Source organism: Collinsella sp. AM38-1BH (genome assembly GCF_003467545.1).
Taxonomy (GTDB): Bacteria; Actinomycetota; Coriobacteriia; order Coriobacteriales; family Coriobacteriaceae; genus Collinsella.
In genome coordinates this window covers 1-24,771 of the sequence record NZ_QSHC01000010.1, presented here as the reverse complement: position 1 = coordinate 24,771, position 24,771 = coordinate 1, and the positions used below count along the sequence as shown (strand labels likewise).

15 protein-coding genes and 1 tRNA gene are annotated in these 24,771 nt (G+C 60.7%); 8 read left to right on the top strand and 8 right to left on the bottom strand.

Going from position 1 to position 24,771, the window contains the following annotated elements; all coding sequences use genetic code 11:
- Nucleotides 1-187: 187 nt before the first annotated feature.
- Nucleotides 188-1,468, bottom strand: coding sequence for a methionine adenosyltransferase (metK, locus tag DW870_RS05550; protein WP_117877120.1), 1,281 nt, complete (start codon nucleotides 1,466-1,468; stop codon nucleotides 188-190).
- Between the two features lie 332 nt (nucleotides 1,469-1,800).
- Here metK and gltX point away from each other — a divergent pair, with 332 nt between their 5' ends.
- The 5 genes from gltX to DW870_RS05525 all read left to right on the top strand — a co-directional run bounded on the left by gltX (nucleotide 1,801) and on the right by DW870_RS05525 (nucleotide 9,146).
- The gene (gltX, locus tag DW870_RS05545; protein WP_117877118.1) at nucleotides 1,801-3,276 is read left to right on the top strand and encodes a glutamate--tRNA ligase; all 1,476 of its coding nucleotides are present in this window, start codon (nucleotides 1,801-1,803) and stop codon (nucleotides 3,274-3,276) included.
- Between the two features lie 210 nt (nucleotides 3,277-3,486).
- Entirely contained in the window at nucleotides 3,487-5,940 is a 2,454-nt protein-coding gene (priA, locus tag DW870_RS05540) for a primosomal protein N' (protein WP_117877116.1), read from the top strand.
- Nucleotides 5,941-5,958: 18 nt separating this feature from the next.
- Entirely contained in the window at nucleotides 5,959-6,495 is a 537-nt protein-coding gene (def, locus tag DW870_RS05535) for a peptide deformylase (protein WP_117877114.1), read from the top strand.
- A 327-nt stretch (nucleotides 6,496-6,822) separates the two neighbouring features.
- On the top strand, nucleotides 6,823-7,743 hold the full coding sequence (gene fmt, locus DW870_RS05530; RefSeq protein WP_117877112.1) for a methionyl-tRNA formyltransferase: 921 nt from the start codon (nucleotides 6,823-6,825) through the stop codon (nucleotides 7,741-7,743).
- Nucleotides 7,740-9,146: an RsmB/NOP family class I SAM-dependent RNA methyltransferase gene (locus tag DW870_RS05525; protein ID WP_117877110.1), complete on the top strand. Its 1,407-nt coding sequence runs from the start codon at nucleotides 7,740-7,742 to the stop codon at nucleotides 9,144-9,146. Before fmt ends, DW870_RS05525 begins: the two co-directional genes overlap by 4 nt.
- Before the next feature lie 141 nt (nucleotides 9,147-9,287).
- Here DW870_RS05525 and DW870_RS05520 read toward each other — a convergent pair whose 3' ends face one another.
- The 7 genes from DW870_RS05520 to glgB all read right to left on the bottom strand — a co-directional run bounded on the left by DW870_RS05520 (nucleotide 9,288) and on the right by glgB (nucleotide 22,599).
- A complete protein-coding gene (locus DW870_RS05520) occupies nucleotides 9,288-9,524 on the bottom strand; it encodes an FmdB family zinc ribbon protein (RefSeq protein WP_117877108.1) in 237 nt (78 codons plus the stop codon).
- 87 nt (nucleotides 9,525-9,611) lie between these two features.
- Nucleotides 9,612-12,908, bottom strand: coding sequence for a 4-alpha-glucanotransferase (locus tag DW870_RS05515; protein ID WP_117877106.1), 3,297 nt, complete (start codon nucleotides 12,906-12,908; stop codon nucleotides 9,612-9,614).
- Nucleotides 12,909-13,125: 217 nt separating this feature from the next.
- Complete coding sequence (gene glgA, locus DW870_RS05510) at nucleotides 13,126-15,324, bottom strand: glycogen synthase GlgA (RefSeq protein ID WP_199570189.1); 2,199 nt, start codon at nucleotides 15,322-15,324, stop codon at nucleotides 13,126-13,128.
- A gap of 90 nt (nucleotides 15,325-15,414) precedes the next feature.
- On the bottom strand, nucleotides 15,415-16,542 hold the full coding sequence (glgD, locus tag DW870_RS05505) for a glucose-1-phosphate adenylyltransferase subunit GlgD (protein ID WP_117735092.1): 1,128 nt from the start codon (nucleotides 16,540-16,542) through the stop codon (nucleotides 15,415-15,417).
- Between the two features lie 4 nt (nucleotides 16,543-16,546).
- Nucleotides 16,547-17,695 carry a glucose-1-phosphate adenylyltransferase gene (locus DW870_RS05500; RefSeq protein ID WP_117762940.1) on the bottom strand — a complete coding sequence of 383 codons (1,149 nt, stop codon included), beginning with the start codon at nucleotides 17,693-17,695 and terminating at the stop codon, nucleotides 16,547-16,549.
- 106 nt (nucleotides 17,696-17,801) lie between these two features.
- Nucleotides 17,802-20,228, bottom strand: a complete 2,427-nt coding sequence (locus DW870_RS05495; protein ID WP_117877104.1) for a glycogen/starch/alpha-glucan phosphorylase — start codon at nucleotides 20,226-20,228, stop codon at nucleotides 17,802-17,804.
- 94 nt (nucleotides 20,229-20,322) lie between these two features.
- Complete coding sequence (gene glgB, locus DW870_RS05490; protein WP_117877102.1) at nucleotides 20,323-22,599, bottom strand: 1,4-alpha-glucan branching protein GlgB; 2,277 nt, start codon at nucleotides 22,597-22,599, stop codon at nucleotides 20,323-20,325.
- 331 nt (nucleotides 22,600-22,930) lie between these two features.
- Between glgB and DW870_RS05485 the strand changes: the two genes are divergently transcribed.
- The 3 genes from DW870_RS05485 (at nucleotide 22,931) to DW870_RS05475 (ending at nucleotide 24,417) form a co-directional block, all read left to right on the top strand.
- On the top strand, nucleotides 22,931-23,620 hold the full coding sequence (locus tag DW870_RS05485; protein WP_117877100.1) for an HAD family phosphatase: 690 nt from the start codon (nucleotides 22,931-22,933) through the stop codon (nucleotides 23,618-23,620).
- Between the two features lie 9 nt (nucleotides 23,621-23,629).
- Entirely contained in the window at nucleotides 23,630-24,286 is a 657-nt protein-coding gene (locus DW870_RS05480; RefSeq protein WP_117877098.1) for a thiamine diphosphokinase, read from the top strand.
- A gap of 55 nt (nucleotides 24,287-24,341) precedes the next feature.
- Nucleotides 24,342-24,417: transfer RNA gene (locus tag DW870_RS05475), tRNA-Ala, on the top strand.
- Nucleotides 24,418-24,771: the final 354 nt, after the last annotated feature.

The window sequence follows — 24,771 nt, the reverse complement described above, 5'->3', positions numbered from 1 at the left end:
TATGCCCCGCCCCTCGGGACTAAGGATACATGGTTGGAGTGCCCGTGCTGCAAAATTCATTAGCTGGTGACGCAGCGTAGGCTCATATCGAAACATCTTCACTACCGGATTAATAAAAAAGAAGTACCGCTTGGGAGCGGTACTTCTTGTGAAAGCGTGTGCGTGTTGTGACCTTGGTGGTTCCCAATTACAGGCCGCAGGCTGCTTTGAGTTCTTCGACGCGGTCGGTCTTCTCCCAGGTGAAGTCGGCGTCTTCTCGGCCAAAGTGACCGTAGGCTGCCGTCTTTTCGTAGATGGGGCGACGCAGGTCTAGGTCGCGGATGATTGCGCCCGGGCGCAGGTCGAAGGTTTTCTCTACGGCTTCAACGATCTTGTCCTCGGCAACATGCGCGGTACCGAAGGTGTCGACCATGATTGAGAGGGGCGTGGAAACGCCGATGGCGTAGGCAAGCTCGACTTCGCATCGGTCGGCCAGACCGGCGGCGACCACGTTCTTGGCGACCCAGCGCGCGGCATACGCGGCGGAGCGGTCGACCTTGGTGCAGTCCTTGCCGCTAAAGGCGCCGCCGCCGTGACGGCCGTAGCCGCCGTAGGTGTCGACGATGATCTTGCGGCCGGTGAGGCCCGTGTCGCCCATGGGGCCGCCCACGACAAAGCGACCGGTGGGGTTCACGTAGATGTCCGCGTTGTCCCACGGCATGTTCTCGGCGGCCATGACCGGGGTGATGACGTGCTCGATGAGGTCGGCCTTGATCTTTCCCATGTCCTCGATCTCGGCGGCGTGCTGCGTGGAGATGACGATGGTCGTGACCTCGACGGGCTTGCCTTCCTCGTAGCGCACGGTGACCTGGGTCTTGCCGTCGGGACGCAGATAGGCGAGGGTGCCGTCGTGACGCACGGCGGCCAGGCGCTCGGCCAGGCGGCTTGCCAGGTAGTGTGGCATGGGCATGAGGGTCTTGGTCTCGTTGGAGGCATAACCGAACATCATGCCCTGGTCGCCGGCGCCGATCAGGTCGATCGGGTCGGTGGTAGCGCCGGTCTGGGTCTCGAAGGACTCGTCGACGCCCTGGGCGATATCGGGCGACTGCTCGTGGATGAGGCTCATAACGCCGCAGGTGTCGCAGTCAAAACCGAACTTGGCACGGTTGTAGCCAATGCGGCGGATAACGCCGCGGGCGATTTCCTGTACGTCGACGTAGGCCTGGGTGCGAATCTCGCCGGCGACGATGACGGTGCCGGTGGTCACGAGGGTCTCGCAGGCGCAGCGGACGTTCTCCACGTTGGCAGGCACGCCGTTGGGGGCGATGTAGCCCTGTTCCTGGAGCTCTATTTCTTTGGCGAGGATTGCGTCGAGGACGGCGTCGCTGATCTGGTCAGCGATCTTATCGGGATGACCTTCGGTCACCGACTCCGACGTAAAAACAAAGGACCCGTGTTGGGGTGGGATGGAACGAAGTTCTTCTGACATGATTGTCCTTTCAAAAACGTGTCCCGGCGACCGTTACCATTCCGCCGGGCTCTCTATGCAAGGGCACATCATAGCGCGTAAATCAAACATTCACACCCTTTCCGCACCTAGTCATACATCGCTTTGGGGGTAGCTAATTTGGGACGGGGCTTTTTTAGCTACCCAATCCGGAGTCTTCGGAGCCAGAGGCCTACCTCGACATAGGGTAGCTAAAAAAGCCCCGTCCCAAATTAGCTACCCAATGACTGGGTCGATGCCCTTTGTGCGGAGGTGGGCATTGTTGCCTTATACTGGTGCGGTTAGACATCCATCCTGCAATCGAGGAGATTTCCATGGCATCAGACGTTCGCGTCCGCTTTGCACCCTCACCGACGGGCAAGCTGCACATCGGCGGCGCCCGCACCGCTATCTATAACTGGGCTTTCGCCCGCGCAAACGGCGGCACGTTCATCCTGCGCATCGACGACACCGACCCCACCCGCTCCACCGACGAGAACACGCAGATCATCCTGCGCGCCATGCGTTGGCTGGGCCTGGACTGGGACGAGGGTCCCGAGGTGGGCGGCGACTTTGGCCCCTACGCCCAGACTGAGCGCCTGGACCTGTACAAGCAGGCCGCCCAGAAGCTCTGGGACGAGGGCAAGGCCTATCCATGCTTCTGCACCAAGGAGCAGCTCGACGCCGATCGCAAGGCCGCCCAGGAGCGCAAGGATCCCTTCCAGGGCTATCAGCGCCGCTGCCGCGATCTTGATCCCGAGGAGGCACGCCGCCGCATCGAGGCCGGCGAGTCCTACGTCCTGCGCATCAAGGTGCCCGAGGACCGCGGCGACGTCCGTATCCACGACGCCGTCCACGGCGAGGTGACCTTCGACGCCAAGGAGCTCGATGACTTTGTCATCTTCCGCTCCGATGGCACGCCTACGTATAACTTTGCGACCGTCGTCGACGACGCCATGATGAAGATCACCCACGTCATTCGCGGCGACGACCATCTGTCCAATACCCCGCGCCAGGTCATGGTCTACGAGGCCCTCGGCGCGCCCGTGCCTACGTTCGCCCACATCTCCATGATCCTGGGCGCCGACGGCAAGAAGCTCTCCAAGCGCCACGGCGCCACCTCGGTGGAGGAGTACCGCGACGCCGGCTACCTGTCCGACGCCTTCGTCAACTACCTGGCGCTGCTCGGCTGGTCGCTCGACGGCGAGACCACGATCATCCCGCGCGATGTCCTGGCCAGTAAGTTCTCGCTCGACCGCATCTCCAAGAATCCGGCGACCTTTGACCCCAAGAAGCTCGACTGGGTCAACGCCGAGTACATCAATGGCATGTCCGATGCTCAGTTTGCCGACGAGATCATGGTCCCCGAGCTGCACGAGGCGGGTCTCATCGAGGGTAATGTCGAGTACGGTGAGGATTGGATCGACGCGCTCGCTGCCATCGTCAAGCCGCGCACCAAGATGCCGGCCGACGCCGTGACCGTCGCCGCTCCCATCTTCGCTACGGCCGAGACGCTCGAGTATGACGAGAAGTCCGTCAACAAGGGCCTGGCCAAGGAGGGCATGGGTGCCATTCTGGATGCCGCCAAGGCCGCGCTCGAGGGCCTGACCGACTGGACCGCCGAGGCTATCGACGCCGCGCTTGAGCCGCTGCCCGAGCAGATGGACCTCAAGAAGCGCGTGGTGTTCCAGGCCGTGCGCGTCGCCGTTTGCGGCAACATGGTGAGCCCTCCGCTGGGCGATACCATGGCGCTCGTCGGCCGCGACGACTGCCTGGCGCGCATCGACCGCGCCCGCACGATGGCGCTGTAATCGCTGCGCACACGTATGTATCCGAGCCCCGTTCACCCGAGCGGGGCTCTTGTTTCTGTACCGATGAGCGGGTTGCTGGGACAAAATAATCAGTAGTGTTTGTCCCATGTTCGAGCGACGCAACACGCTCGACACTCGTATCGGCCATGGGACAAACACTACTGATTATTTTGTCCCAGCCCTTTCAGGTCCGTTCGTTAGAGGTGGTGTATGGCTCAACAACTGTCGCTGTTTGGTTCGCCGGAACCGGAGGAGGCTCCAGCGGCGCCCGTGCCTGCCGCTGCACCGGCCAAGCCCGAGCATACACCTGACCCCATCGCCGCCTACGCGAGCGTGGTCCTCGACATCCCGACGCGTGCGCTGTCCGAGCCATTTGCCTACGGCATCCCGCAAACCCTTGCTAACGAGGCACAGATCGGGTCCACGGTCCTGGTCCACTTTGGTAACCGTGCCGCCGCGGGCTATATCGTCGACATTGCGCCTGAGCTGGGCGACCTGCAGGGCAACAACGCCTTCGACCCCGCGCGCATTAAAGCCATCGAGGCCATCCTCAGCAAACCGCTCTTTACCGCCGAGGCTGCCCGTATCGCACGCTGGATGAGCCGCGAGTACGTCGCAACGCTTTCCGAGTGTCTGCGTCTGTTTTTGCCTCCGGGCGGCAGCCCGCGTGTGGTCAAGGGCGACGACGGCGTATGGGCGGTTGAGCGCCCCGCCGTCAAGCCCATTCAAAACCGTTGGGTCATGCTTACGCCCGAGGGATTTGACTATACGCCGCCCAAGACCGCGGTCCGCCAGCGTCAGCTTATCGAGGCGCTCCAGTGCGGGCCGGTCACGACGCGCGACCTCAACCTGCTCTACAACAGCATGTCGGCGACCATCAAGGCACTCGAAAAACGCGGCGTCGTGGTTGTGGAGGAGCGCCGTGCGTGGCGTGGCTGCAGCGAGCAGTCCACGCTGTCCTCGGCAAGCGGCAAGGCGCCAGTCTCCCTTACCAACGGACAGCAACAGGCACTCGCGCAGATTGAGCGCGCCCGTCTGGACGCTCATGGCGACGTGGTGCTGGTCGACGGCGTCACTGGCTCCGGCAAAACTGAGGTTTACCTCTCCGCCATCGAGCGCGTGCTCGCAGCCGGCCGTTCGGCCTGCGTGCTGGTGCCCGAGATCTCGCTGACGGCCCAGACCGTCGGCCGCTTCCGCTCGCGCTTTGGCGAGACGGTCGCCGTTTTCCATTCGCGGCTTTCGGCCGGCGAGCGCCTGGACCAGTGGGATATGGTCGTCAGCGGTGCCGCCCGCGTGGTCGTCGGTGCACGCTCGGCGCTCTTTTGCCCGCTTAACGACCTGGGCCTCATCATCATTGACGAGGAGCACGAGACCAGTTACAAGCAAGGCTCCAGCCCGCGTTACCACGCGCGCGAGGTGGCGGCCGAGATGGCGCGGCGCTATCGTTGCCCACTCGTGCTGGGCTCGGCCACGCCTTCTGCCGAGGCCCTCGACCGCTGCCGCCGCGGCACGTATAACGGTGCCACCTGGACGCGCGTCGAGATGCCCGAGCGCCCGGGACAAGCCGTGCTGCCTACGGTCCGTATTGCCGACCTGCGCCGCGAGTTTTCGCACGGCAGCCGCTCCATGTTCTCAAAGCCGCTGATGGAGGGCTTGGAGCGTGTGGTCGAGCGTCGCGAAAAGGCCGTGTTGCTGCACAACCGCCGCGGTTTTGCGCCGTTTTTGATGTGCCGCGAATGCGGCTGCGTGCCCACCTGCAACCACTGCTCCACCGCACTCACGTATCACGAGCGCACGCACACCCTGCAGTGCCACACCTGCGGATCGTCCTGGCGCGTGCAGCCGTATCCGGCGCCCACGAGCCGTTGCCCCAAATGCGGTAGCCGCTACCTGGCAAAAATGGGCCTGGGCACGCAGCAGATCGAGGACGCACTGCACCAGATGCTTCCCGAGGACGTCGCCATCATTCGCATGGACGCCGACTCCACGCGTGGCAAGGACGCGCACAAAAAGCTGCTCGAGCAGTTCGATGCCGCCGATTGCGCGGTGCTGCTGGGCACCCAAATGATCGCCAAGGGGCTCGACTTTCCCGAGGTCACGCTCGTTGGCGTGGTCAATGCCGACTTTGCGCTCAAGCTGCCCGATTTTCGCGCGGGGGAGCGTGCCTACGATTTGCTGGAGCAGGTGGCGGGGCGCGCCGGCCGCGGCGATCGCCCCGGCGAGGTCATCATCCAGACCTATCTGCCCGAGGACCCGGTCATTCGCGCCGTTGCCGAGCATGACCGTTCGATCTTTACCGACCACGACCTGGACCAGCGCCGCGACGCGCTGTATCCGCCGTTTGTTCGACTAGTCAACATTTTGGTGTGGTCGGCGAATGCAGATGATGCACGGGATTATATTGGGCGCATCGCGAAGCTCCTCAAGCGTCGCTGGCATGCCGCCGCGCCCGATTTTTTGCGGGCGGGGAGTGCCGTGCCGCAGGTGCTGGGCCCGGCTTCGTGTGTAATCGAAAGAGCCAAGGACCGTTATCGCTTCCACCTGCTTGTGAAGTCGCCCGTGGGGTACCATGTCTCTGATGATATCGACGCCTGTCTCAAAGAGGTGGGCTCTGTGCGTGGCGTGAGCGTGAGCGTTGACGTCGACGCCTATGATTTGATGTAACAACCCGAAAGGATGGCCATGGAAGCCAACGGAATCGTACTGTCGCCCGACCCTCGTCTGCGCCAGGAGTGCGCCGTCATCGAGGAGATCACCCCGGCGATCGAGGCGCTTGCCGAGAAGATGAAGAAGATGATGTTCGAGAACGGCGGCTGCGGCCTGGCTGCTCCGCAGATCGGCGAGCTTATTCAGCTCGTCACCATCGACTGCGACTACACCGACAAGAACGACTATGACCCGTACGTGCTCATCAACCCCGTGATCGTGGAGCAGAGTGACCATCTGGTGCCGTTTAGCGAGGGCTGCCTGTCCATCCCTGGCATTAGCTGCGAGATTGAGCGTCCCGACCATGTCGTCGTCGAGGCGTACGACCTGGATGCCAACCTGATTCGCTACGAGGCCTCAGGCGACCTTTTCTGCGTGTGCCTGCAGCACGAGATCGATCACCTGCATGGCAATACTATGTTCGAGCGACTGAAGCCGATGCAGAGGATCAAGGCAGTCAAGGAGTACCAGGACGCCCTGGCCCGCGGCGCTCGACCGGGCGAGACGGAGTAGGTCCCACCGTCCCCGGTGCTGAGCGCCCACATATCATCCCGTGCTCAAACATTCTCGCTTCGCTGCGAAACTGCGCGCGGGACGATATGTGGGCGCTCAGCACCGGGGACTGCGTTGTTCTGGCTTGTCTCGCCCAGGTGCCGTTGGGCCAGGGATGGGCGTCTTCGCTGATAGGTGCTTTGTTGGAAGAGCTGCTTTTATTGCGGCTCTTTCTTTGGTTTTGGGTATATTTGTTCTTGTTGAATTGTTATTGCGGATGAACTGGTGACTTGGCTTTCCGCTGTTCTTTGTAGCCGTCTCGGCTTTGGTTGAGGGGAGACGTTCTTTATGCGTATTGTGTTTATGGGTACGCCCGATTTTGCTGTGCCTTCGCTGACTTCGCTTGTTGAGGCTGGCAATGATATTGCGCTCGTAATTACTCGTCCTGATGCTGTTCGCGGACGTGGTAAGAAGCTGGAGCCGTCTCCTGTTAAGGCTAAGTCGCTTGAGCTGGGGTTGCCGGTTATTGAAGCTAATCGTATGACGCCGGAGGTTATTGAGGCGCTCCGGGCTGCCCAGGCCGATATTTTCTGTGTGGCAGCCTATGGTTGCATTTTGCCCGATGAGGTGCTGCATATGGCACCGCTCGGCATTGTGAATGTTCATGCGTCCTTGCTGCCTCGTTGGCGTGGGGCTGCTCCTATTCAGCGTGCCATTCTTGCTGGTGATGAGGTTGCTGGCGTTTCTATCATGCGTATTGGACATGGCGTTGATACCGGCGCTTATTGTGCGCAGGCCTCGACCTCGGTTGCCGGTAAGCATGCCGAGGCGCTGACTATGGAGCTCGCTGAGCTCGGCGGCAAACTGCTTGCCGATAGGCTTCCTTCTCTTGCCGATGGCACCGCTGTGTGGACAGAACAGGATGAGTCGCTTGTCACCCATGCTGCCAAGATTTCTAAGCAGGAGATGCGCTTGGATCCGCAAATGTCGGCGCTTGATTGCGTGCGTCATGTGCTGGCCTCGTCCGATACCGCGCCTGCTCGTTGCGTGATTGCCGGCAAGACCGTGCGTGTGCTCGATGCTGCGGCGGCTGATGTGTCGCTTGGCGAGGGTCAGGTTCTCGTTCAGGCTAAGCGTGTTTACCTTGGCCTTTCCGATGGCTCTGTTGAGTTGCTCGAGGTTAAGCCTGATGGCAAGCGTGCTATGGTCGCTTCTGCTTGGGCTGCTGGCCTGCAGGGTGCCGATCTTACGTGGGGTGTACTGTCATGAGCAAGTTGTCTCCCGCGCGCAAGCTTGCGCTCGATGTGCTGATGGAGGCCGATCGCCGTGGCATGTATGCGCGTGACGTGCTGTCCTCTCGCGCATCGGCCAAGGCTATTGACCAGCGCGATTCCGCTTTTGCGGCTCGTTTGGCACTTGGCGTTGCCGCCACGCAGGGCATTTTGGATGAGCTGCTCGACCAGTTTCTCGATAAGCCCAAAAAGGTTGCACCGCGTGTTCGCATGGCGCTTCGTATCTCGGTCTTCGAGATGCTCTATCTGCATACGCCTGGCCGCGTTGCCGTAAGTCAGGGTGTTGAGCTGGTTCGCTGCGGTGCTAAGTCCGCCGCTGGCTTGGCCAATGCCGTGCTGCACAAGGTTGCGGACAATGTTGAGGACTTTGCTACTGCGTCCGATGTGGATGAGTCTGAGCGGCGCTTGGTCCGTCTGTCGCGCCTGATGGGTCTGCCGCGTTGGCTGTGCGCTCGCATTATGGCGTCGTTTGACACGCCAGAGGGTGCGCTTAACTTTGCCGGCAATCTGGCCCCCGCGCCGCTGGCCCTGCACGAGAATGCGTTTGCGACTAAGCCCGATCCGTATATCTCGCAGCTCGTTGCGCCTGTCTTCCCGGGCTGCCATGCTCCGGTCGATGCGCAGGTCACGGTTGCGTCGGGCGTGTTTGAGCGTGCTGCCGCGGTGGCCTCGGACCTTAACGCGCAGCTTATCGCCACAGCTGCCACGCGCCCTGGTAGCTGTCTTGAGATTGGCGCCGGCCGTGGCACCAAGACCTATGTGATGATGTGCCAGGCCAAGCGTGCGGGCTATGAGCGTCAGCATACGGCGCTCGATCTGCATGATCGCAAGTGCAATCTGAATCTCGCTCGCCTGCATAAGGCCGGTATTCAGGGCGTTCGTACGGTTTCGGGCGATGCTTGCGAGCTTGATGAGGTGCTCACATCGTTTGATGCCATGCTTGGCGAGCCGGTAAAGTTCGACACGGTCTTTATCGATGCACCGTGCTCGGGCACCGGCACCATGCGCCGTCATCCCGAGATCCCATGGCGCCTAACTGAGAATGACGTTACGACCGAGTTGCCCAAGCTGCAGCTGGCAATGCTCAAGGAAGCAGCCGTGCGCGTGGCTGCCGGCGGTGAACTCATCTATGCGACGTGCTCGGTCTTCGACGAGGAGAACACGCAGGTCGTGGACGCGTTCCTTGCTTCTCCCAAGGGTGCCGGCTTTACCATGGCACCGCTTTCCGGGGCACAGATTCTGCAACTGCCCGATTTCGAGCAGGCCAAGAAGCTCGTTTCTGTACGCCAAAACGATCGAGGCCTCTTCCAAAGCGTGCCGGTAAACGCCGACTCCTACGACGGCCACTTCTGCGCCCGCCTGGTCCGTCAAAGTAGCTAATTTGGGACGGGGCTATTTTAGCTATCCAGACCGTATTGGCGCAAAGGCGTTGACATTACGAAAAAGGGCGGCCTGCGACTGGTGTAGTCGCAGGCCGCCCTCGTTTGTGTTTATGTTGGCGTGTGGTTGGTTGCTCGGCTGTTAGTGGTTGTGCGTGCAATTGGCGCAGCAGCCGCTGGTGGCGCTGGTGCTTGAGCCGCCGCTTCGCTGGTCGGTGTTGTAGAAACCGCTGCCCTCAAATTTAATGCCGTTGGCCGAGAACGTCTTGGCCGCCGGAGCGCCGCAGCTCGGGCAAACGACCTCGGGAGTCTCGGACATGGGATGCTCAACCTCAAACACGTTGCCGCAGCTCGAGCACTTGTAATCGTAGCGCGCCATAATACTTCCTTTTCAGCACAAAGCGGGCAGATTACTCTGCCCGCAAAAATTCAAACGTCTGTACTGTACCCTATATCGGGCGTTTTATCACGCCTCGCCCCAGAATCTATGGGTGTCGCGCAGGAGCTGCGCAGTTTTGCTCTCGGCGGCCGCAACGTCGGCCTCTTCAGCCTGCCAGGTCCAGTTGCCCGTGGCCACGCCCGGAACGTTCATGCGCGCATCGTCGCCCAGTCCCAGGACATCCTGCAGCGGCATCATCACGAGGGGAGCATCACTTGCCAGCGCGTCGCCCATCAGCTTGGCCGCCACCTCAACACCGCTCGGTCCATCGCCGCCCGCAAAGGAACGCGTGCACCATCCGGCCAACGTCAACGTATCGTGCGTCGAGGTGTACAGGATCTTACCAGGCGTGGGGTGCACGCCGCAACGGACGTCGTAGTCGCTAAACTCCAGCACATCCATGCCGGGGAAGCCGCAGGTCAAAGCCATGGCGCGAACGCCAGGCGTCAGATAGCCCAAGTCCTCAGCGATAAAGTTGAGCGGACCCAGCTCGTCGTAGGCGGTCTGGAACAGGTCTTTGCCCGGTCCCGCCAGCCAGCGACCGTCGGCGCAGGCCTTGCCCGCAGGAATGCTAAAGTAGCTGTGGAATCCCAGGAAGTGATCCAGACGCACGCGGTCGTAGAGCGAGAACGCGCGACGCAGGCGATCCATCCACCAGCTATAGCCGTTCTGCTTCATGTGGTCCCATCGGAACGTCGGGTTGCCCCACACCTGGCCCTCGGGCGCAAAGTTGTCGGGCGGCGCACCGGAAATCTCAATCGCCTTGCCGGTTTCGGACAGCCAGAAGTTCTCGGGCTCGCTCCACGCATCGGCCGAATCGTCCGAGACATACATAGGAATGTCGCCGATGACCTCGATACCCTTCTTGTGCGCATAGTTCATAAGCTCGCACCAGGCCAGGTCAAAGCGGTACTGCATGTACGCCTGCAGCTCGGCCTCGTCGTGGAAACGCTTGTCGTCGATCAGATGCTCGTTGTAGCGCGCGACATCTGCCGGCCAATCGTGGCGCGACTCGCCCTCAAAGTACTTCTTAACGGCCATGTAAACGCAGTACTTCTCGAGCCAGTCGGCGTTGCGATGTTTAAACGCCGTGTACAGCGGGTCGGCATCCTCACCGCCGCGAGCCTTCCAGGTAACAAAGTCGGCGGCCAGCTCCTCGTGGCTTTCGGGCAGCAGATCGATATTGCCCGCAAAGGCCGAGGGACCGGCGTAAGGGGATCGGAAGAAGTCCGTCGGGTTGACAGGCAGGACCTGCCAGTAGCGCATGCCCATTGCGGCCAGATGGTCGATAAAGCGACGTGTGGGAGCGCCGATCGTACCGGGCTTGCCATCGTCGGTGGGCACCGAGGTGATATGGCACACGACACCCGCGCCGTGATAAAGCGGCTCTTGTAGACGTTGCTCGGCGTGGTGATAGATGATCGACGACCCCAGCGGATACAGATCGAGTGTGATGGTACCGTTGTGGATTTCGCACTCGTGGCCGCTGATCACGTCGCTTGCGCATTCGCCGAGCGCCGGAATTGTCACACGGTGCGAATTGCGCAGGCTGCGGTTGATGATAACCGTTGCGGCCTCACCGTCTTTACCGGTGCGCGTGTAGGCTAGTACCTCGTCGTTGAGCGCGAAGGCCTTGATCTCGCCGTCTACCATAAATGGCAGGGCGCGGCGCACGGCCGAGGCGTTTTTAAGGATGGCGAGTGTATCGAAGTCGTGCAGGTCTTCCTTTAAAGGCAGCGTGCGGCGATTGCCCGGATCGGTCAGGCCCTCAAGGCCGTACTCGTCGCCATAGTAAATCGAAGGCACGCCGGGGAACGTCATCTGCATGAGCGTTGCAAGCCAAAAACGGCTCTTGGCCAGGTCCATCGAGTTTTCGTCCAGGCGCCACTTGCTGCGCTCGCACTCGGGTAGCTGCGACTCGTCAGGGCCGCCTCCGAGCACCGAGATGATGCGTGGGCGGTCGTGGCTCGACAGCAGGTTGAGCGCGCAGGACAGGGCTTCGCGCGGATAATTCTCGCGCAGGGTCTCGATATCCTCGGCTGCCTGGAAGGCATTCTTGTAGCCCATCAAAAAGCCGATGACCATGTCGCGGAAGGGGTAATCCATGGCAGAGTCCAGCTCGGAGCCCTGCAGGTAGCGGCGCAGATGTCCGTAGCTAATCTTGTTGGAGGCGTCTTCCCAGACTTCGCCGAGCAACAGCGCGTCGGGCTTCTCAGCTAGCACGGCCTTTTTGATCTCGGTCAGGAAATCGTCCGAAAGCTCGTCGGCCACGTCTAGGCGCCAGCCATGAGCGCCGGCACGTAGCCATTTACGGATCACGCCGTCCTTGCCCAGGAGCCGCTCGCGTACCAGTTCGGAGCTCTCATTGATGGCGGGCATATTGCCGACGCCCCACCAGCAGTCGTACGAGCCGTCCTCGTGGAAATAAAACGCGTCGCGCCACGGCGAATCCTCGCTCTGCCACGCGCCCGCGCCGGGGTAGTTGCCGTAGCGGTTGAAGTAGATTGAATCGTCGCCCGTGTGGTTGAACACACCGTCGAGAATGATGGAAATGCCCAGCTTCTCGGCCGCCTCGCACAGCTCAGTAAAGTCCTGCTCGGTGCCCAGAATTGGATCGATCTTGGTGTAATCGGCGGTGTCGTAGCGGTGGTTACTCGCGGCTTCAAAAATGGGGTTGAGGTAGATGGCAGTAAATCCCAGCTCGGCGATGCGAGGCAGGTCTTCTTGTATGCCCTTGAGCGATCCGCCGTAAAAGTCCCAGGTCTTGATGGAGCCGTCCTCGGAGCGCTCGTATACGGGCGGCTCGTTCCAGTCCTCGACCATGCGGCGCTGAATGCCACGACGCGGCTTTTCGACCTCGGCCAGCGTGCGCTCGCGCCAGTGCTCGTCGCGGGCATAGCGATCGGGGAAGATCTGGTAGACCATACCGCGCTCGTACCACTTGGGTCGAACTTCGCGGTGCTTGTAGACGGTGATCTGGAACGACGGCACTTCGGCGTAGTCGTAGGTTACGCCCTCGCCGCCGGTGCGTCCCTGCGGTGCGCCCAAGCGGACCTCGGGTTGGCCCTCGATATTGCATATAAAGCTGTACCAGATAAGACAGGGCTCGGTGCACTCTAGCTCGGCGGTAAAGATGCCGTCGCCCTCGTGCGTCATGGGATACAGAGTTTCCCCGATCTCGTCGACCCAGGTACGCAGGGTAAGCGTTGCCTGGTTGGGGTCGGCATCCTCCAAAATTACCGACAGCGAAACGGAAGTTCCAGTGGTCACAGCGCCAAACGGAGTGCGAAACTGCGGCAGACGGCTGTTGTGTATCAATCTCATAGTACGGTCCAGTTCAATAGAATCACGGCCTGCGGGCCATGGGCTTTACGCACAGGATGTAAGTATATCTGTTGTACACAGGGTGTATAAACAACATCCGTTTATCATCGGCGAACGGTTGTCCTAGAAAATCGTTTTACCACTTTCTACAGAGAAGGGGCGCCCGGTTGGAGCGCCCCTTGCTTAGGGTTTGATGAGGTTTTGGATCGTCTGTGGGCTAGCGGCGCTTTCGGGCAGCCGTGGCCTTGCGGACGGACGTCTTCTTGGACGGGGCCTTTTCCTCTGCCGGAGCGGCGGGGGAGACCGGGGTCTCCTTGGCAGGCTCGGGCTTAGCCTCTGCCTTCGGGGCAGCCTTGGTCTTAGCCTTGACCTCGGCGGCCTTCGGTGCCGGCTCGGGCTTTACCTCGGGCTTGGGCTCCTCTTTGACGGCGGCGGGCTTAGCCTCTGCCTTGGTAGCTGCGGCCTTAGTCGTGGTCTTTTTGGTCGTCGTCGTGCTGCGCTTGCGCGTGGTGGTCTTGGCAGCTGTTGCCTTCTTGGCGGTCGTGATCGTCTTCTTGGCAGCGGTCTTAGCCGGAGCCTTGGCGGCCGGTTTGGCCTCAACGGCGGGAGTCTCGGCCTTTACCTCGGGAGCAGCCTCGGCCTCGGCGGCCTTCTTGGCAGCGGCGGTCGTGCGCTTGCGCGTGGTCGTTCCCTTGGCAGCCGTCGTTTTAGACGCAGCAGCCTTGGTCGTCGTAGCCTTCTTGGCGGTCGTCTTACGGGTCGTGGTCTTCTTAGCTGCGGGCTTTGCAGCGGGCTTGACCTCGGCCTCTGCCTCAGAAGCAACCTCAGCCTTCACCTCAGGCTCGGCCTTTGCGGGCTCAGCTTCAACCGGCTTGACCTCGGCCTTGGGCTCGGGCTCGGCCACAACCTCGGGCTCAGCCGCAGCCTCCACAACAGCCGCCGGCCTCTCAATCTCCGGATGCATAAAGAAGTACAGGTCCAGATACTTGTCGGCCGAGCGCGTCCAGCTAAAGTCCTGGCTCATGGCCTGCGTGACCAGCTGGTTCCAAGCGTCGCGGTTATCCCAGAACAGGCGCGCCGCGCGGAACACCGCGTCGCCCATCTCATCTCCGTTAAAGTTTCTAAACGAGAAGCCCGTGCCCTCGCCGGTAAACTCGTTGTACGGCCGCACGGTGTCCTTCAGGCCACCGGTCTCGCGCACGATAGGCAGGGTGCCGTAGCGCATGGCGATGATCTGCGACAGACCGCAGGGTTCAAACTTCGAAGGCATCAGGAACATGTCGGCGGCGGCGTACATGCGCTGCGACAGCGCCGGGTCAAACTCGATACGCGCGGCCATGGTGCCGCGGTACTTGTCCTGGAAATAGCGCAGGCCGTCCTCGTAGTCGCGGTCACCAGTGCCCAGCACGGCCACCTGAACGCCGCCGGCCAGAATGCGGTCGAGCGCGTACATGACCAGGTCCATGCCCTTTTGGCGCGTCAGGCGCGTGACCATCACCATGAGCGGGCGGTCGTCGCGCACCTCGAGCCCCAGCTCTTCCTGCAGCTTGGCCTTGCACACGGCCTTGCCGGTGCGGTCCTCCACGGTGTAGTTGGCGGCAATGCGCTTGTCAGTCGCCGGGTCAAAGCCCGCCACATCAATGCCATTCAGGATGCCCTGCAGCGCGTAGGAGCGCTCGCGCAGCACACCGTCCAGGCCCTCGCCAAACTCGGGCGTCTGGATCTCGGCCGCATAGGTGGGGCTCACCGTGGTGATGGCGTCGGCATAGCGCAGCGCGCCCAGCATGTAGTTGACGCTGCAGGCGTCGCAACGCAGCTGCGAGGCGGCGGCGGGAATATGCGCCACACCCAGGATGTCCTCCATCACGGTGTCGCTAAACTGGCCCTGGAACGCCACGTTGTGGATCGAGAACACGGTCTTGACGCGGTCGTACAGCGGCAAGCCCTGGTAGAACTCGCGCAAAAACACGGGCGCCAGTGCCGTCTGCCAGTCGTTGCAGTGCAGGATGTCGCACTCAAAGCCGGCCGGCAGGTGCTGCAGACTCTCGGTGATGGCCTTGGAGAAGAACGCAAAACGCTCGCCGTCGTCAAAGAAGCCGTACGGATAGTCGCGCGCAAAGTAGCGTTCGTTGTCGATGAACATATAGGTGACGCCGTCGTGCTCGAGCTTCTCGAGACCGCAGTACTCGTTGCGCCAGCCCAGGCTCACGTAAAAGTCGGAGAAGTGCTCCATCTGCGCCTTGTATTCGTCCTTGATGGTGGCGTACTTGGGCACCATCACGATAACTTCGGCGCCGGCGCGCACAAGCGCCGCGGGCAGCGAGCCCGCCACGTCACCCAGGCCACCGGTCTTAACAAACGGTGCGCACTCGGCCGAGGCAAACACGATCTGCATCTTTTTGCTGGTTTGTGCCATTTTGTCTCCTATGTTGCAATTCGAGAATAGCCGCCTGGCGCTAACCGGGCGGCTATTCTACATGTTACGAGCGATGTTGCGGTACCAACGTTAACGTACGATGGTGGTGTCGGAAGTTAACGGAGCCTTGCCCAGCACCAGGATGTTCTCGGGTGTGCCGCGAAGCTCGGTGTTGGTGGGAACCACGTTGTTCTTGTCCAGAATGGCATTCTCGACGCGGGCGCCGCTCTTGATGATGCAGCTCTGGTTGATGATCGAGTTGGTGACCGACGCACCTTCCTCGACCACGACGCCGCGCGACAGGATAGAATTGCGCACGGTGCCCTTGATGATGCAGCCGGCCGAGATGATCGAGTTGCAGGCGTGACTGCCGGTCGCATAACGCGAAGGCGGCACGTCGTGAGCCTTGGTCAGGATCGGGCGCTCGGGATCGAAGAGCTGATCGGCCACGGTCTGGTCGAGCAGGTCCATGCTGCGGCGATACAGCGACTTCTCGCTAAACACGCCCACGACCTCGCCCTTGTACTCGTAGCTGCACACGTCGATGTTGCCAAAGTCGCCCTGGAGTGCCTCGAGCAGGTCCAGATAGTCGGCGGCCTGGTAGTGGTCGATAATCTCGAGCAGCGTCTCGCGGTTGACGATGCAGCAGTCCATAGACGCGTTGTCGCCGTACACGACGCCGGCGCTCACGCCCGTCAGGCGGCCGTTTTCGTTAATCTCGAGCTTGGTCTCGTCATCAACGTTGCGCGTGGCCTTGCAGTACACAACGGTCATCTGGGCACCGGAGTTCTCGTGCGCCTCGATGATGGTGTTGAGGTCCATGTTAAAGATGATGTTGGTGCCCATCATCACAACATAGGGCTTGTCCGAGCGCTGGAACAGCGTCTTGTTGGAGATGATGTCGCGCAGCAGGAAGCGCATGCCGCCCTTGGTGGTGCCATACGCGTTGCCGGGCACCATGAACAGGCCGCCCTTCTTGCGATCCAGGCCCCAGTCCTTGCCCGAACCCACGTGGTCGATCAGCGAGCGGTAGTTGCCCGGCATGACGACGCCGACGGTCTTAATGCCGGCATTCATCATGTTGGACAGCGGAAAGTCGATCAGGCGGTAGCGGCCCAAAAACGGAACGGACGCGATGGGGCGGTCCTTGAGCAGCACGCTGCCGTAGGTCGAAGAGTAGTTAGCGGTGATATAGCCGATGGCCTTGCGATTGATCATCGGATCATTCCCCCTTCCCGATAACGACGTCATTTCCAACGACGGCCGTATCCTTGGTGGTATCGACAGAGCCGAGCTTCACGCCCTCTTCGACCGTGGAGTTCTCGCCCAAAATAGCGCGGCAGATGTGCGCGCCGCTCTTAACGTGCGCACCCGGCAGCAACACGGAGTCCTCGACCACAGCGCGCTCCTCGATGATGACATCGGTCGAAAGGATCGAGTGGCGAGCGGTGCCGTAGATCTTGCAGCCGTTGGAGACCAGGCAGTCGTCCAGGCGGCCGTCCGGGCCAATGTAGTGCGGCGGACGCGTGGTGATGTTGGACATGATGGGGAAGTTCTTGTCAAACAGATCGAACTCGGGGTTGTTACCCAGCAGGTCCATCGAGGTCTCGTGGAAGCTGGCGATGGTGCCGACGTCCTTCCAAAAACCGTGGAACTCGTAGCTGTACAGGCGCTTGTTCTCGCCGAGCAGCTTGGGGATGATGTCCTTGCCAAAGTCGTGGCTCGAGCGCTGATCCAGAGCGTCCTCCTCGAGCGCCTCGATCAGCACGTCGGCCGAGAAGATGTAGATGCCCATGGAGGCGAGGTTCGAATCGGGCTTCTCGGGCTTCTCGGTAAACTTGGTGATGCGGCCGTCCTCGGGGTCGGTGGTCAGGATGCCAAAGCGGCTGGCCTCCTCCCACGGCACGGGCATAACGCTCACCGTGAGGTCGGCGTTGTTCTCAATGTGCGTCTTGAGCATCTTGCGGTAATCCATGCGATACAGGTGATCGCCCGAAAGAATCAGGACGTACTTGGGGTCGTTGGTCTTGATGTAGTCGAGGTTCTGCGTAATGGCGTCGGCCGTGCCCGCATACCAGGCGCCGCCGGTCTGCGTCTCGTACGGCGGCAGGATCGACACGCCACCGTCGCGGCTGTCCAGATCCCACGCCTCGCCAGAGCCCACATAGGCATGCAGCAGGTAGGGGCGATACTGCGTCAGAACGCCCACCGTGTCGATGCCCGAGTTGGAGCAGTTGGACAGAGAGAAGTCGATAATGCGAAACTTACCACCAAAGCTAACCGCCGGCTTGGCGATCTTTTGGGTAAGTGCCCCCAATCGGCTGCCCTGTCCTCCCGCGAGGAGCATCGCGATGCATTCTTTCTTACTCATCGATCTCTCCTTCTGTCATCGATGTTCCTAAACCCATTAGCGACGGGCGCGGCGCTCGGTCGCGCCCGTCGAGTAATGCCGTGCGGCAAAGGGGACTCGCGCGCCTTTACGCGTGCCAGATCTCGTCGCGGTACTCGCGAATGGTGCGGTCGCTCGAGAACCAGCCGGAGGAGGCGGTGTTGAGCAGGGCCTTGCGGTTCCAGGTCTCCTGGTCACCGTAGCTGCCGGTGAGCTTTTCCCACGCATCCACGTAGCTGCGGAAGTCGGCCATGACCAGGTCGGGATCGTTGTTGTTCATGAGCTCGTTGTAGATGCTCTCGAAGTTGCCCGAAAGACCCGCAAAGGTGTTGTCCTTGAGCTCGTCCATCACGCGGCCCAGACGCTCGCGATCGTTGTTGAGCGTATCCCAAGCAAAGTAGCTGTTCGATGCCCACAGCTGCTCGACCTCGGGGGCGGTCAGGCCAAAGATGGCCTCGTTCTCGCGGCCGGCAAGGTCGGCGATCTCGATGTTGGCGCCGTCGAGGGTGCCCAGCGTAATGGCGCCGTTCATCATGAGCTTCATGTTGGACGTGCCCGAGGCCTCCTTGCCGGCCGTGGAGATCTGTTCCGAGATCTCGGCGGCGGGGTAGATGAGCTGGGCGTTGCTCACACGGAAGTTGGGGATAAAGCAGACCTTCATGACCTCGTTGACGCGTGCATCATTGTTGATGACGTCGGCCACGGAGTTAATGAGGCGGATGGTCTCCTTGGCAAAGGTGTAGCTCGAGGCTGCCTTGCCGCTAAAGATGAAGGTCGTCGGCGTCACGTGGAAGTTGGGATCGGCGATGCGACGGTTGTAGATGTCCATCACCTTCATGATGTTCATGAGCTGGCGCTTGTAGGCATGGAAGCGCTTTACCTGAACGTCGAAGACGGTGTTGGGGTCAATGACCAGACCGGTCTCGGCCTTAACGTAGGCGGCCAGACGCTCCTTGTTGGTGCGCTTGGAGGCACCCACGGCCTTCAGGAACTCGGTGTCGTTCTGGAACTCTTTTAGTTTCTCCAGCTCAAAGGCGTCCTTGAGCCAGCCATCGCCAATGGCATCGGTCACGAGCTTGGCATAGGTGGGGTTGGCCTCGGCAAAGAAGCGACGGTGCGAGATGCCGTTGGTCTTGTTGTTGAACTTCTCGGGCGTCAGGGCATAGAAGTCCTTGAGCACGATGTTCTTGATGATGTCGGAGTGGATCTTGGCCACGCCGTTGACGCTGTGGCTGCAGATCACGGACAGGTTGGCCATGCGAATCTCGCCGTCCCACAGGATGGCGGTCTGGCGCAGGCGCTCCTGCCAGCCCTCCTGCGTGGTGTCGAACGACTCGTGCCAACGACGGCTGATCTCGTCGATGATCTGGTACACGCGGGGGAGGAGCTTGGAGAACGTGCCAATGGGCCACTTCTCCAGAGCCTCGGGCAGGATGGTGTGGTTGGTGTAGCTCACGACCTGCGTCACGATGTTCCATGCGTCGTCCCACTCGAGCTTCTTCTCGTCGATGAGGATGCGCATAAGCTCGGGGCCGCACATGGCCGGGTGCGTGTCGTTGGTGTGGATGGCTACAAACTGCGGCAACAGCTCCCAGTTCGCGCCGTGCTCCTTCTCAAAGGTGTCGAGCAGGCTGTAGATGCCGGCCGAGACAAACAGGTACTCCTGCTTCAGGCGCAGCAGACGGCCGTGCTCGCCGGCGTCGTTGGGGTAGAGGATGGCGCTGATGGCCTCGGCCTCGGCGCGCTCGGCATCGGCCAGGGCATAGTCGCCACGGTTGAAGGCCTCCAGGTCAAAGTGCTCTTCGACCGGCTCGGCGGCCCAGACGCGCAGCTTGTTGACGGTCTCGCCGGCATAGCCCACGACGGGGATGTCATAAGGGACAGCCAGGATGTCCTGCGTGTCCACCGTGCGGTAGAACGTGCGGCCGTTCTCCTCAAAGCCCTCAACATGGCCACCAAACTTGATGGTCACGGCCTTGTCCTGACGACGGACCTCCCAGGGATAGCCGTGGGTGAGCCACTCGTCGGTGGCCTCGACCTGGCTGCCGTTGACAATCTCCTGCTTAAACAGGCCGTAGCGGTAGCGCATGCCGTTGCCGTAGCCGGCAATGCCCTCGGCTGCCATGGAATCCAGGAAGCACGCGGCCAGACGACCCAGGCCACCGTTGCCCAGGGCCGGATCGGGCTCCTGGTTCTCGATGACGGACAGGTCAAAGCCCATGTCGTCGAGCGCCTCGGCGACCATGTCGCGCACGCCAAAGTTGAGCAGGTAGTTGTCGAGCAGGCGGCCGATCAAAAACTCGATCGAGAAGTAGTACACGCGCTTTTTGCCCTCGGCGGTGACGCGGGCGTCACTCTTGGTGGCAACGGTGCGCGCCTTCTCGGCCACGAGCTTGGCCAGGGCGTTAAAGCGGTCGAGGTCGCTGGCGGCCTCGACGCTCTTACCGCTGATGCTCATGACGGCATCGCGATAGAGCTCGGTAAACTCCTGCTTGTTGTCGAAGATCTTATTCATACGTTCCTTTCCCCCGGGGATGTTTCTCCCGGAACGGCTATGACTTGTATCCTACGCCTCGTCGGGGCGGGTAATTACAGCTGTAACGGTTTTGTTACGCATCCTTGGCAGACGGCTTAACAGAAGCAGACTTGGCCTTGGTAGCGGCCTTTTTGGCAGCCGGTTTCTTGGCTGCGGCCTTAGCAGCGGGCTTTGCGGCAGCCTTGGCCTTGGCCTTGGTCGTCGTAGCCTTGGCCTTAGCCGGAGCCTTCTTAGCAGCCGCAGGCTTGGGCTTCACCGAAGACATGCGCTTTTTGGGCGCAGCCTTGGGCTCCTCGACCACGGGCGGCTTATAGCTGCTGGGACCGCGGCGCTTAAGCACCACACCTGCCAGACCGGGTACCTTAATCTCGATGGAGTCCATCTGCCCGTTCCAGGGATAGGGCTCGCTCGAGCAGGTGTAGGGCTCCTTGCCGGCATAGCCGCTGCCGCCAAACTCAGGACGGTCAGAATCGAAGATGACCTCCCAGTCACCCTCGCGCGGCACGCCCACGCGGAAGCTCTCGTAGCTCGCCGGGTCAAAGTTGATCAGAATCACCAGGTCGTCGTCGACGTCCTCGCCCTGACGCACAAAGCTCACGATGGACTGCTTGGAGTTGTCCGCGTCGATCCAGGTAAAGCCGTCGTCGGTGTAGCCACGCTCGTACAGGGCGGGCTCGTCGGTATACAGGTGGTTGAGCGCCTTGATAAACGCCTGATGATGACGGTGGGTCTCGTACTCCTCGGTCAGGAACCACTGGATAGACTCGTAGTAGCGCCATTCAATAAACTGGCCGATCTCGTTGCCCATAAAGTTGAGCTTGGCACCGGGGTGTGTCATTTGATAGAAAGCCAGCGTGCGTAGGCCGGCAAACTGGCGCCACCAGTCGCCCGGCATGCGCCCGATCAGCGAGCACTTGCCGTGCACGACCTCGTCGTGGCTCAGCGGGCAAATAAAGTTCTCGGTAAAGGCGTACATGATGGAGAACGTGAGCAGCCCGTGGTTGCCGGGGCGCCACGGAAAATCGGTCTGCATGTAGTGCAGGGTGTCGTTCATCCAGCCCATGTCCCACTTGTAGTGGAAGCCCAGGCCGCCGTCCTGCGGCGGGTAGGTCACGAGCGGCCACGCGGTGGACTCCTCAGCCATCATCATCACGTCAGGGAAGTGGGCCTCCACGGCGCAGTTGACCTGACGGATAAACGCGCTGGCGTCCAGGTCCTCCTCGGTACCGTACTTGTTGAACTTCTTTTGGCCGGGATCATCGATGCCAAAGTTGAGGTACAGCATGCTGGACACGCCGTCCATGCGAATGCCGTCCACGTGGAAGTTCTCGAGCCAGTACAGCACGTTGGAGACCAGGAAGGAGCGGACCTCGCCACGGGCGAAGTCGAACTTGTGCGTGCCCCAGTTAGGGTGAATCTCGTGCTCAAACAGCATGTGGCCGTTAAAGGTGGCAAGGCCGTGGGCGTCGGCACAAAAACCGCCGGGCACCCAGTCCATGATCACGCCAATGCCCGCCTCGTGGCATGCATCGATAAAATGCATGAGTTGCTGCGGGTTGCCATAACGCGACGTGGCGGCATAGTAGCCAGTCGTCTGGTAGCCCCAGGAGCCATCGAAGGGATGCTCCATGAGCGGCATGACCTCGATATGCGTATAGCCCATGTCGCGCACGTAGTCCACGAGCTCCACCGACAGATCGTCGTAGGTATAGAACTCGCCGCGCTGCGCGGGGAAGGGATCCATGGGGCCAGGATAGTTGCCGTACTCGTCCGGATCGCCCTGTGGCGCGTCGCCGTGGCGCTTCCACGAGCCAATATGCACCTCGTAGATGTTGAGCGGCTGTGACATGTGGTTATGACTGGCGCGGCGCTTGAGCCATGCGGCGTCGTTCCACTTGTAGCCATCGAGGGTCCACAGCACGCTCGCCGTTCCCGGAGGGCACTCGGCCTTAAAGGCATACGGATCGGCTTTGTAGAGCTTCTCACCCTCATTGGTCTCGATAAGGTATTTATAGAGCTGGCCTTGCTCGGCGCCAGGAATAAAGCCTTCCCAGATAGCGCTCGTATGCACGGGCGCCAGCGGGTTGGCTTCCTCATTCCAGTCGTTAAATTCGCCAATGACATGGACGCTCTTTACGTCGGGCGCCCAAACGCAAAAGCGCCAACCGCGCGTACGGTTCTGTGTGTCGGGGTGCGCGCCCATCTTTTCCCAGCTGCGCTCCCACATGCCAATGCCAAACAGGTAGACATCGTCCTTAGAGAGCTCCGGTGCGTGCGGGGCGGCTTTACGGGTAGCAGGCTTTTTGGTTGCTGACTTTAGCTTTGTATCGCTCACGTTTGATCCCATCATGACGCGGCAGCGTGTTGCCTTGGTGACTAGATGCGAAAGGTCCAAGGCTGCACGAATCGAGGGGACGGCGATAGTTCTATGATTCGTTCCACCTCGCGTGCTCGGTGGAACTTTCGGCACGAAATACGATAACACCTGTTCGTTACTTTTATGGAGAAAAGTGGATTTGCGGCGGCGTTTAATCGGCGAGCGCCATGTTTATACCACTGGCAGAATTGCGATGGTAAAACTCTTGACAGTTTTACCAAATAGAGTTTCTAGACTAGTAGACTAACGTTTGGTAAAACGTTTTTAGCAGGATGTTTACCATTTGACATCGAAAGGTTCGTTTATGTCCCAGACCGCTGCTCCCAATGTCGCTTTTATTTTCGATTGCGACGGCACACTGGTTAATAGCACCCCCGTTTGGGCCTATGCACAGCCCGAGTTATTGCGCCGCCACGGGATTGACGTGACCGTGGATGACTTTGCCCAATTTGAGCACCTGTCGTTGGAGGACGAGTGCCAGGCCTACCATGACACGTGGGGCATTGGCGCGAATGGCGAGGAGCTGTATCGCGAGCTGAGCGACATCCTGATCGATGGCTACTCCAAGGTGCCACCGCGCGAGGGGCTCTTGGCATTTTTGGAGCAGGCGAAGACGGCCGGCATTGCCATGTCCGTTGCCACGTCCACGCCGGCCGAGCTGGTGCAGTCTGCGCTCGCTGGTGCCGGGCTCGATGCCTACATGGAGTTTGTGACCACCACGGGTGAGGCGGGACGCTCCAAGCAGTTCCCCGACGTATACGAGCTTGCGCTGCGCCGCCTTGAGGAGCGCCATGGGCACAAGTTTGAGGGCACATGGGTGTTTGAGGACGCCGTCTTTGGCCTAAAGAGTTCTGGCGCCGCCGGCTTTAAGCGTGTAGGCATCTATGACCCGCATGGCCGTATGGAGCGCGACGAGGTTCGCGACAACTGCGATATCTTTATCGACAGCTATGAAGACCTGGATCTGGCCCGTGTGCTTTCGTTTGAGGGATAGGCGAGGGCTGTGGTTTGCAAGGTATTAGTGGTCTGCGGCTCGCCCGTGGTGGCGAGCGCGGATCTGTTGCATAGGCTAGCAGGGGAGTGCGATCACATTGTCGCCGTGGACCGCGGACTCGACGCTCTGCTGGGCGCTGGACTGGACTGCGACGTATATGTGGGGGATGCCGACACGGTAAGCGATGCGGGTCGCGCGCTAGTCGATGCCGCCGAAGCTTTTGAGGTAGAGCGTCACGATCCCTACAAGGACTATACCGATCTGGCGCTGGCGCTCGATTCCGTCCGCCGCCGCTGGCCGGGTGCCGAAGTGGTTGCGACCTGCGCCACCGGCGGCCGTTCCGACATGGCACTGTCCGTACTGGGCCTGCTCGCGGGATACGTAGATGCCCCCGTCTGGATCGCCGAGGACAAGGTGGTCGCCCGCATCCTTCGCGCAGGCGAAACGTGGACCATCGAAGGTGCCGAGGGCAAGACGTTCTCCATCATCGCCATTGCCCCCAACACCGAGGTAAGCGAACATGGCTTGGAGTGGGAACTAGATCATAGCCCCTTGGGCCTATTGGCCGACACGGGCATCAGCAACGTCGTCAGGTCAACAGCCACGATCCAAGTCCACACCGGCGCCGCCATCGCTTACCTATATCAAGAGACATTTAGAGTCTGACCCAAAAAAGTCCTTGCAACCCACGCCAACTTCCCTTATAGTATGTCCTCGTCACGGGGGCGTAGCTCAGCTGGGAGAGCGCTTGACTGGCAGTCAAGAGGTCAGGGGTTCGATCCCCCTCGTCTCCACCATCGTGAATGCAAAGGCCTTCGAAATTCCGAAGGCCTTTTTTCATGCCAAAATACCTCGCGCCACAAACCACTTCCACACCAACAAAAAGTTGCACAATTTATTTCCCATGTCTGTACATAGTTTGTTAGACAAACGCAATTACCAGTGCAGCTCGCTGCCCCTTTTGGACTTTAGGAACGCTTCTAATTATCGTCAGCACCCCAATAACCAGCAGCAACGTGAACAACATCCCAAAACAACCACCTTGAGCACGTCAAATGAACGATATGTTGTCCAACGCAAGCCAAATCAGTTTGGTACCGTCAAGATTCTTTCGCAAATTGATCGAGGCGGCCTCGGCCCCGCCTTGCTCT

What these genes read in the sequence shown, in the direction of transcription:
- glgA (WP_199570189.1), bottom strand. Translation starts at nt 15,324, where the DNA reads ATGGCACAAACCAGCAAAAAGATGCAGATCGTGTTTGCCTCGGCCGAG.
- metK (WP_117877120.1), bottom strand. Translation starts at nt 1,468, where the DNA reads ATGTCAGAAGAACTTCGTTCCATCCCACCCCAACACGGGTCCTTTGTT.
- def (WP_117877114.1), top strand. Translation starts at nt 5,959, where the DNA reads ATGGAAGCCAACGGAATCGTACTGTCGCCCGACCCTCGTCTGCGCCAG.
- glgD (WP_117735092.1), bottom strand. Translation starts at nt 16,542, where the DNA reads ATGATCAATCGCAAGGCCATCGGCTATATCACCGCTAACTACTCTTCG.
- fmt (WP_117877112.1), top strand. Translation starts at nt 6,823, where the DNA reads ATGCGTATTGTGTTTATGGGTACGCCCGATTTTGCTGTGCCTTCGCTG.
- glgB (WP_117877102.1), bottom strand. Translation starts at nt 22,599, where the DNA reads ATGATGGGATCAAACGTGAGCGATACAAAGCTAAAGTCAGCAACCAAA.
- DW870_RS05500 (WP_117762940.1), bottom strand. Translation starts at nt 17,695, where the DNA reads ATGAGTAAGAAAGAATGCATCGCGATGCTCCTCGCGGGAGGACAGGGC.
- DW870_RS05485 (WP_117877100.1), top strand. Translation starts at nt 22,931, where the DNA reads ATGTCCCAGACCGCTGCTCCCAATGTCGCTTTTATTTTCGATTGCGAC.
- DW870_RS05520 (WP_117877108.1), bottom strand. Translation starts at nt 9,524, where the DNA reads ATGGCGCGCTACGATTACAAGTGCTCGAGCTGCGGCAACGTGTTTGAG.
- DW870_RS05525 (WP_117877110.1), top strand. Translation starts at nt 7,740, where the DNA reads ATGAGCAAGTTGTCTCCCGCGCGCAAGCTTGCGCTCGATGTGCTGATG.
- priA (WP_117877116.1), top strand. Translation starts at nt 3,487, where the DNA reads ATGGCTCAACAACTGTCGCTGTTTGGTTCGCCGGAACCGGAGGAGGCT.
- DW870_RS05515 (WP_117877106.1), bottom strand. Translation starts at nt 12,908, where the DNA reads ATGAGATTGATACACAACAGCCGTCTGCCGCAGTTTCGCACTCCGTTT.
- gltX (WP_117877118.1), top strand. Translation starts at nt 1,801, where the DNA reads ATGGCATCAGACGTTCGCGTCCGCTTTGCACCCTCACCGACGGGCAAG.
- DW870_RS05495 (WP_117877104.1), bottom strand. Translation starts at nt 20,228, where the DNA reads ATGAATAAGATCTTCGACAACAAGCAGGAGTTTACCGAGCTCTATCGC.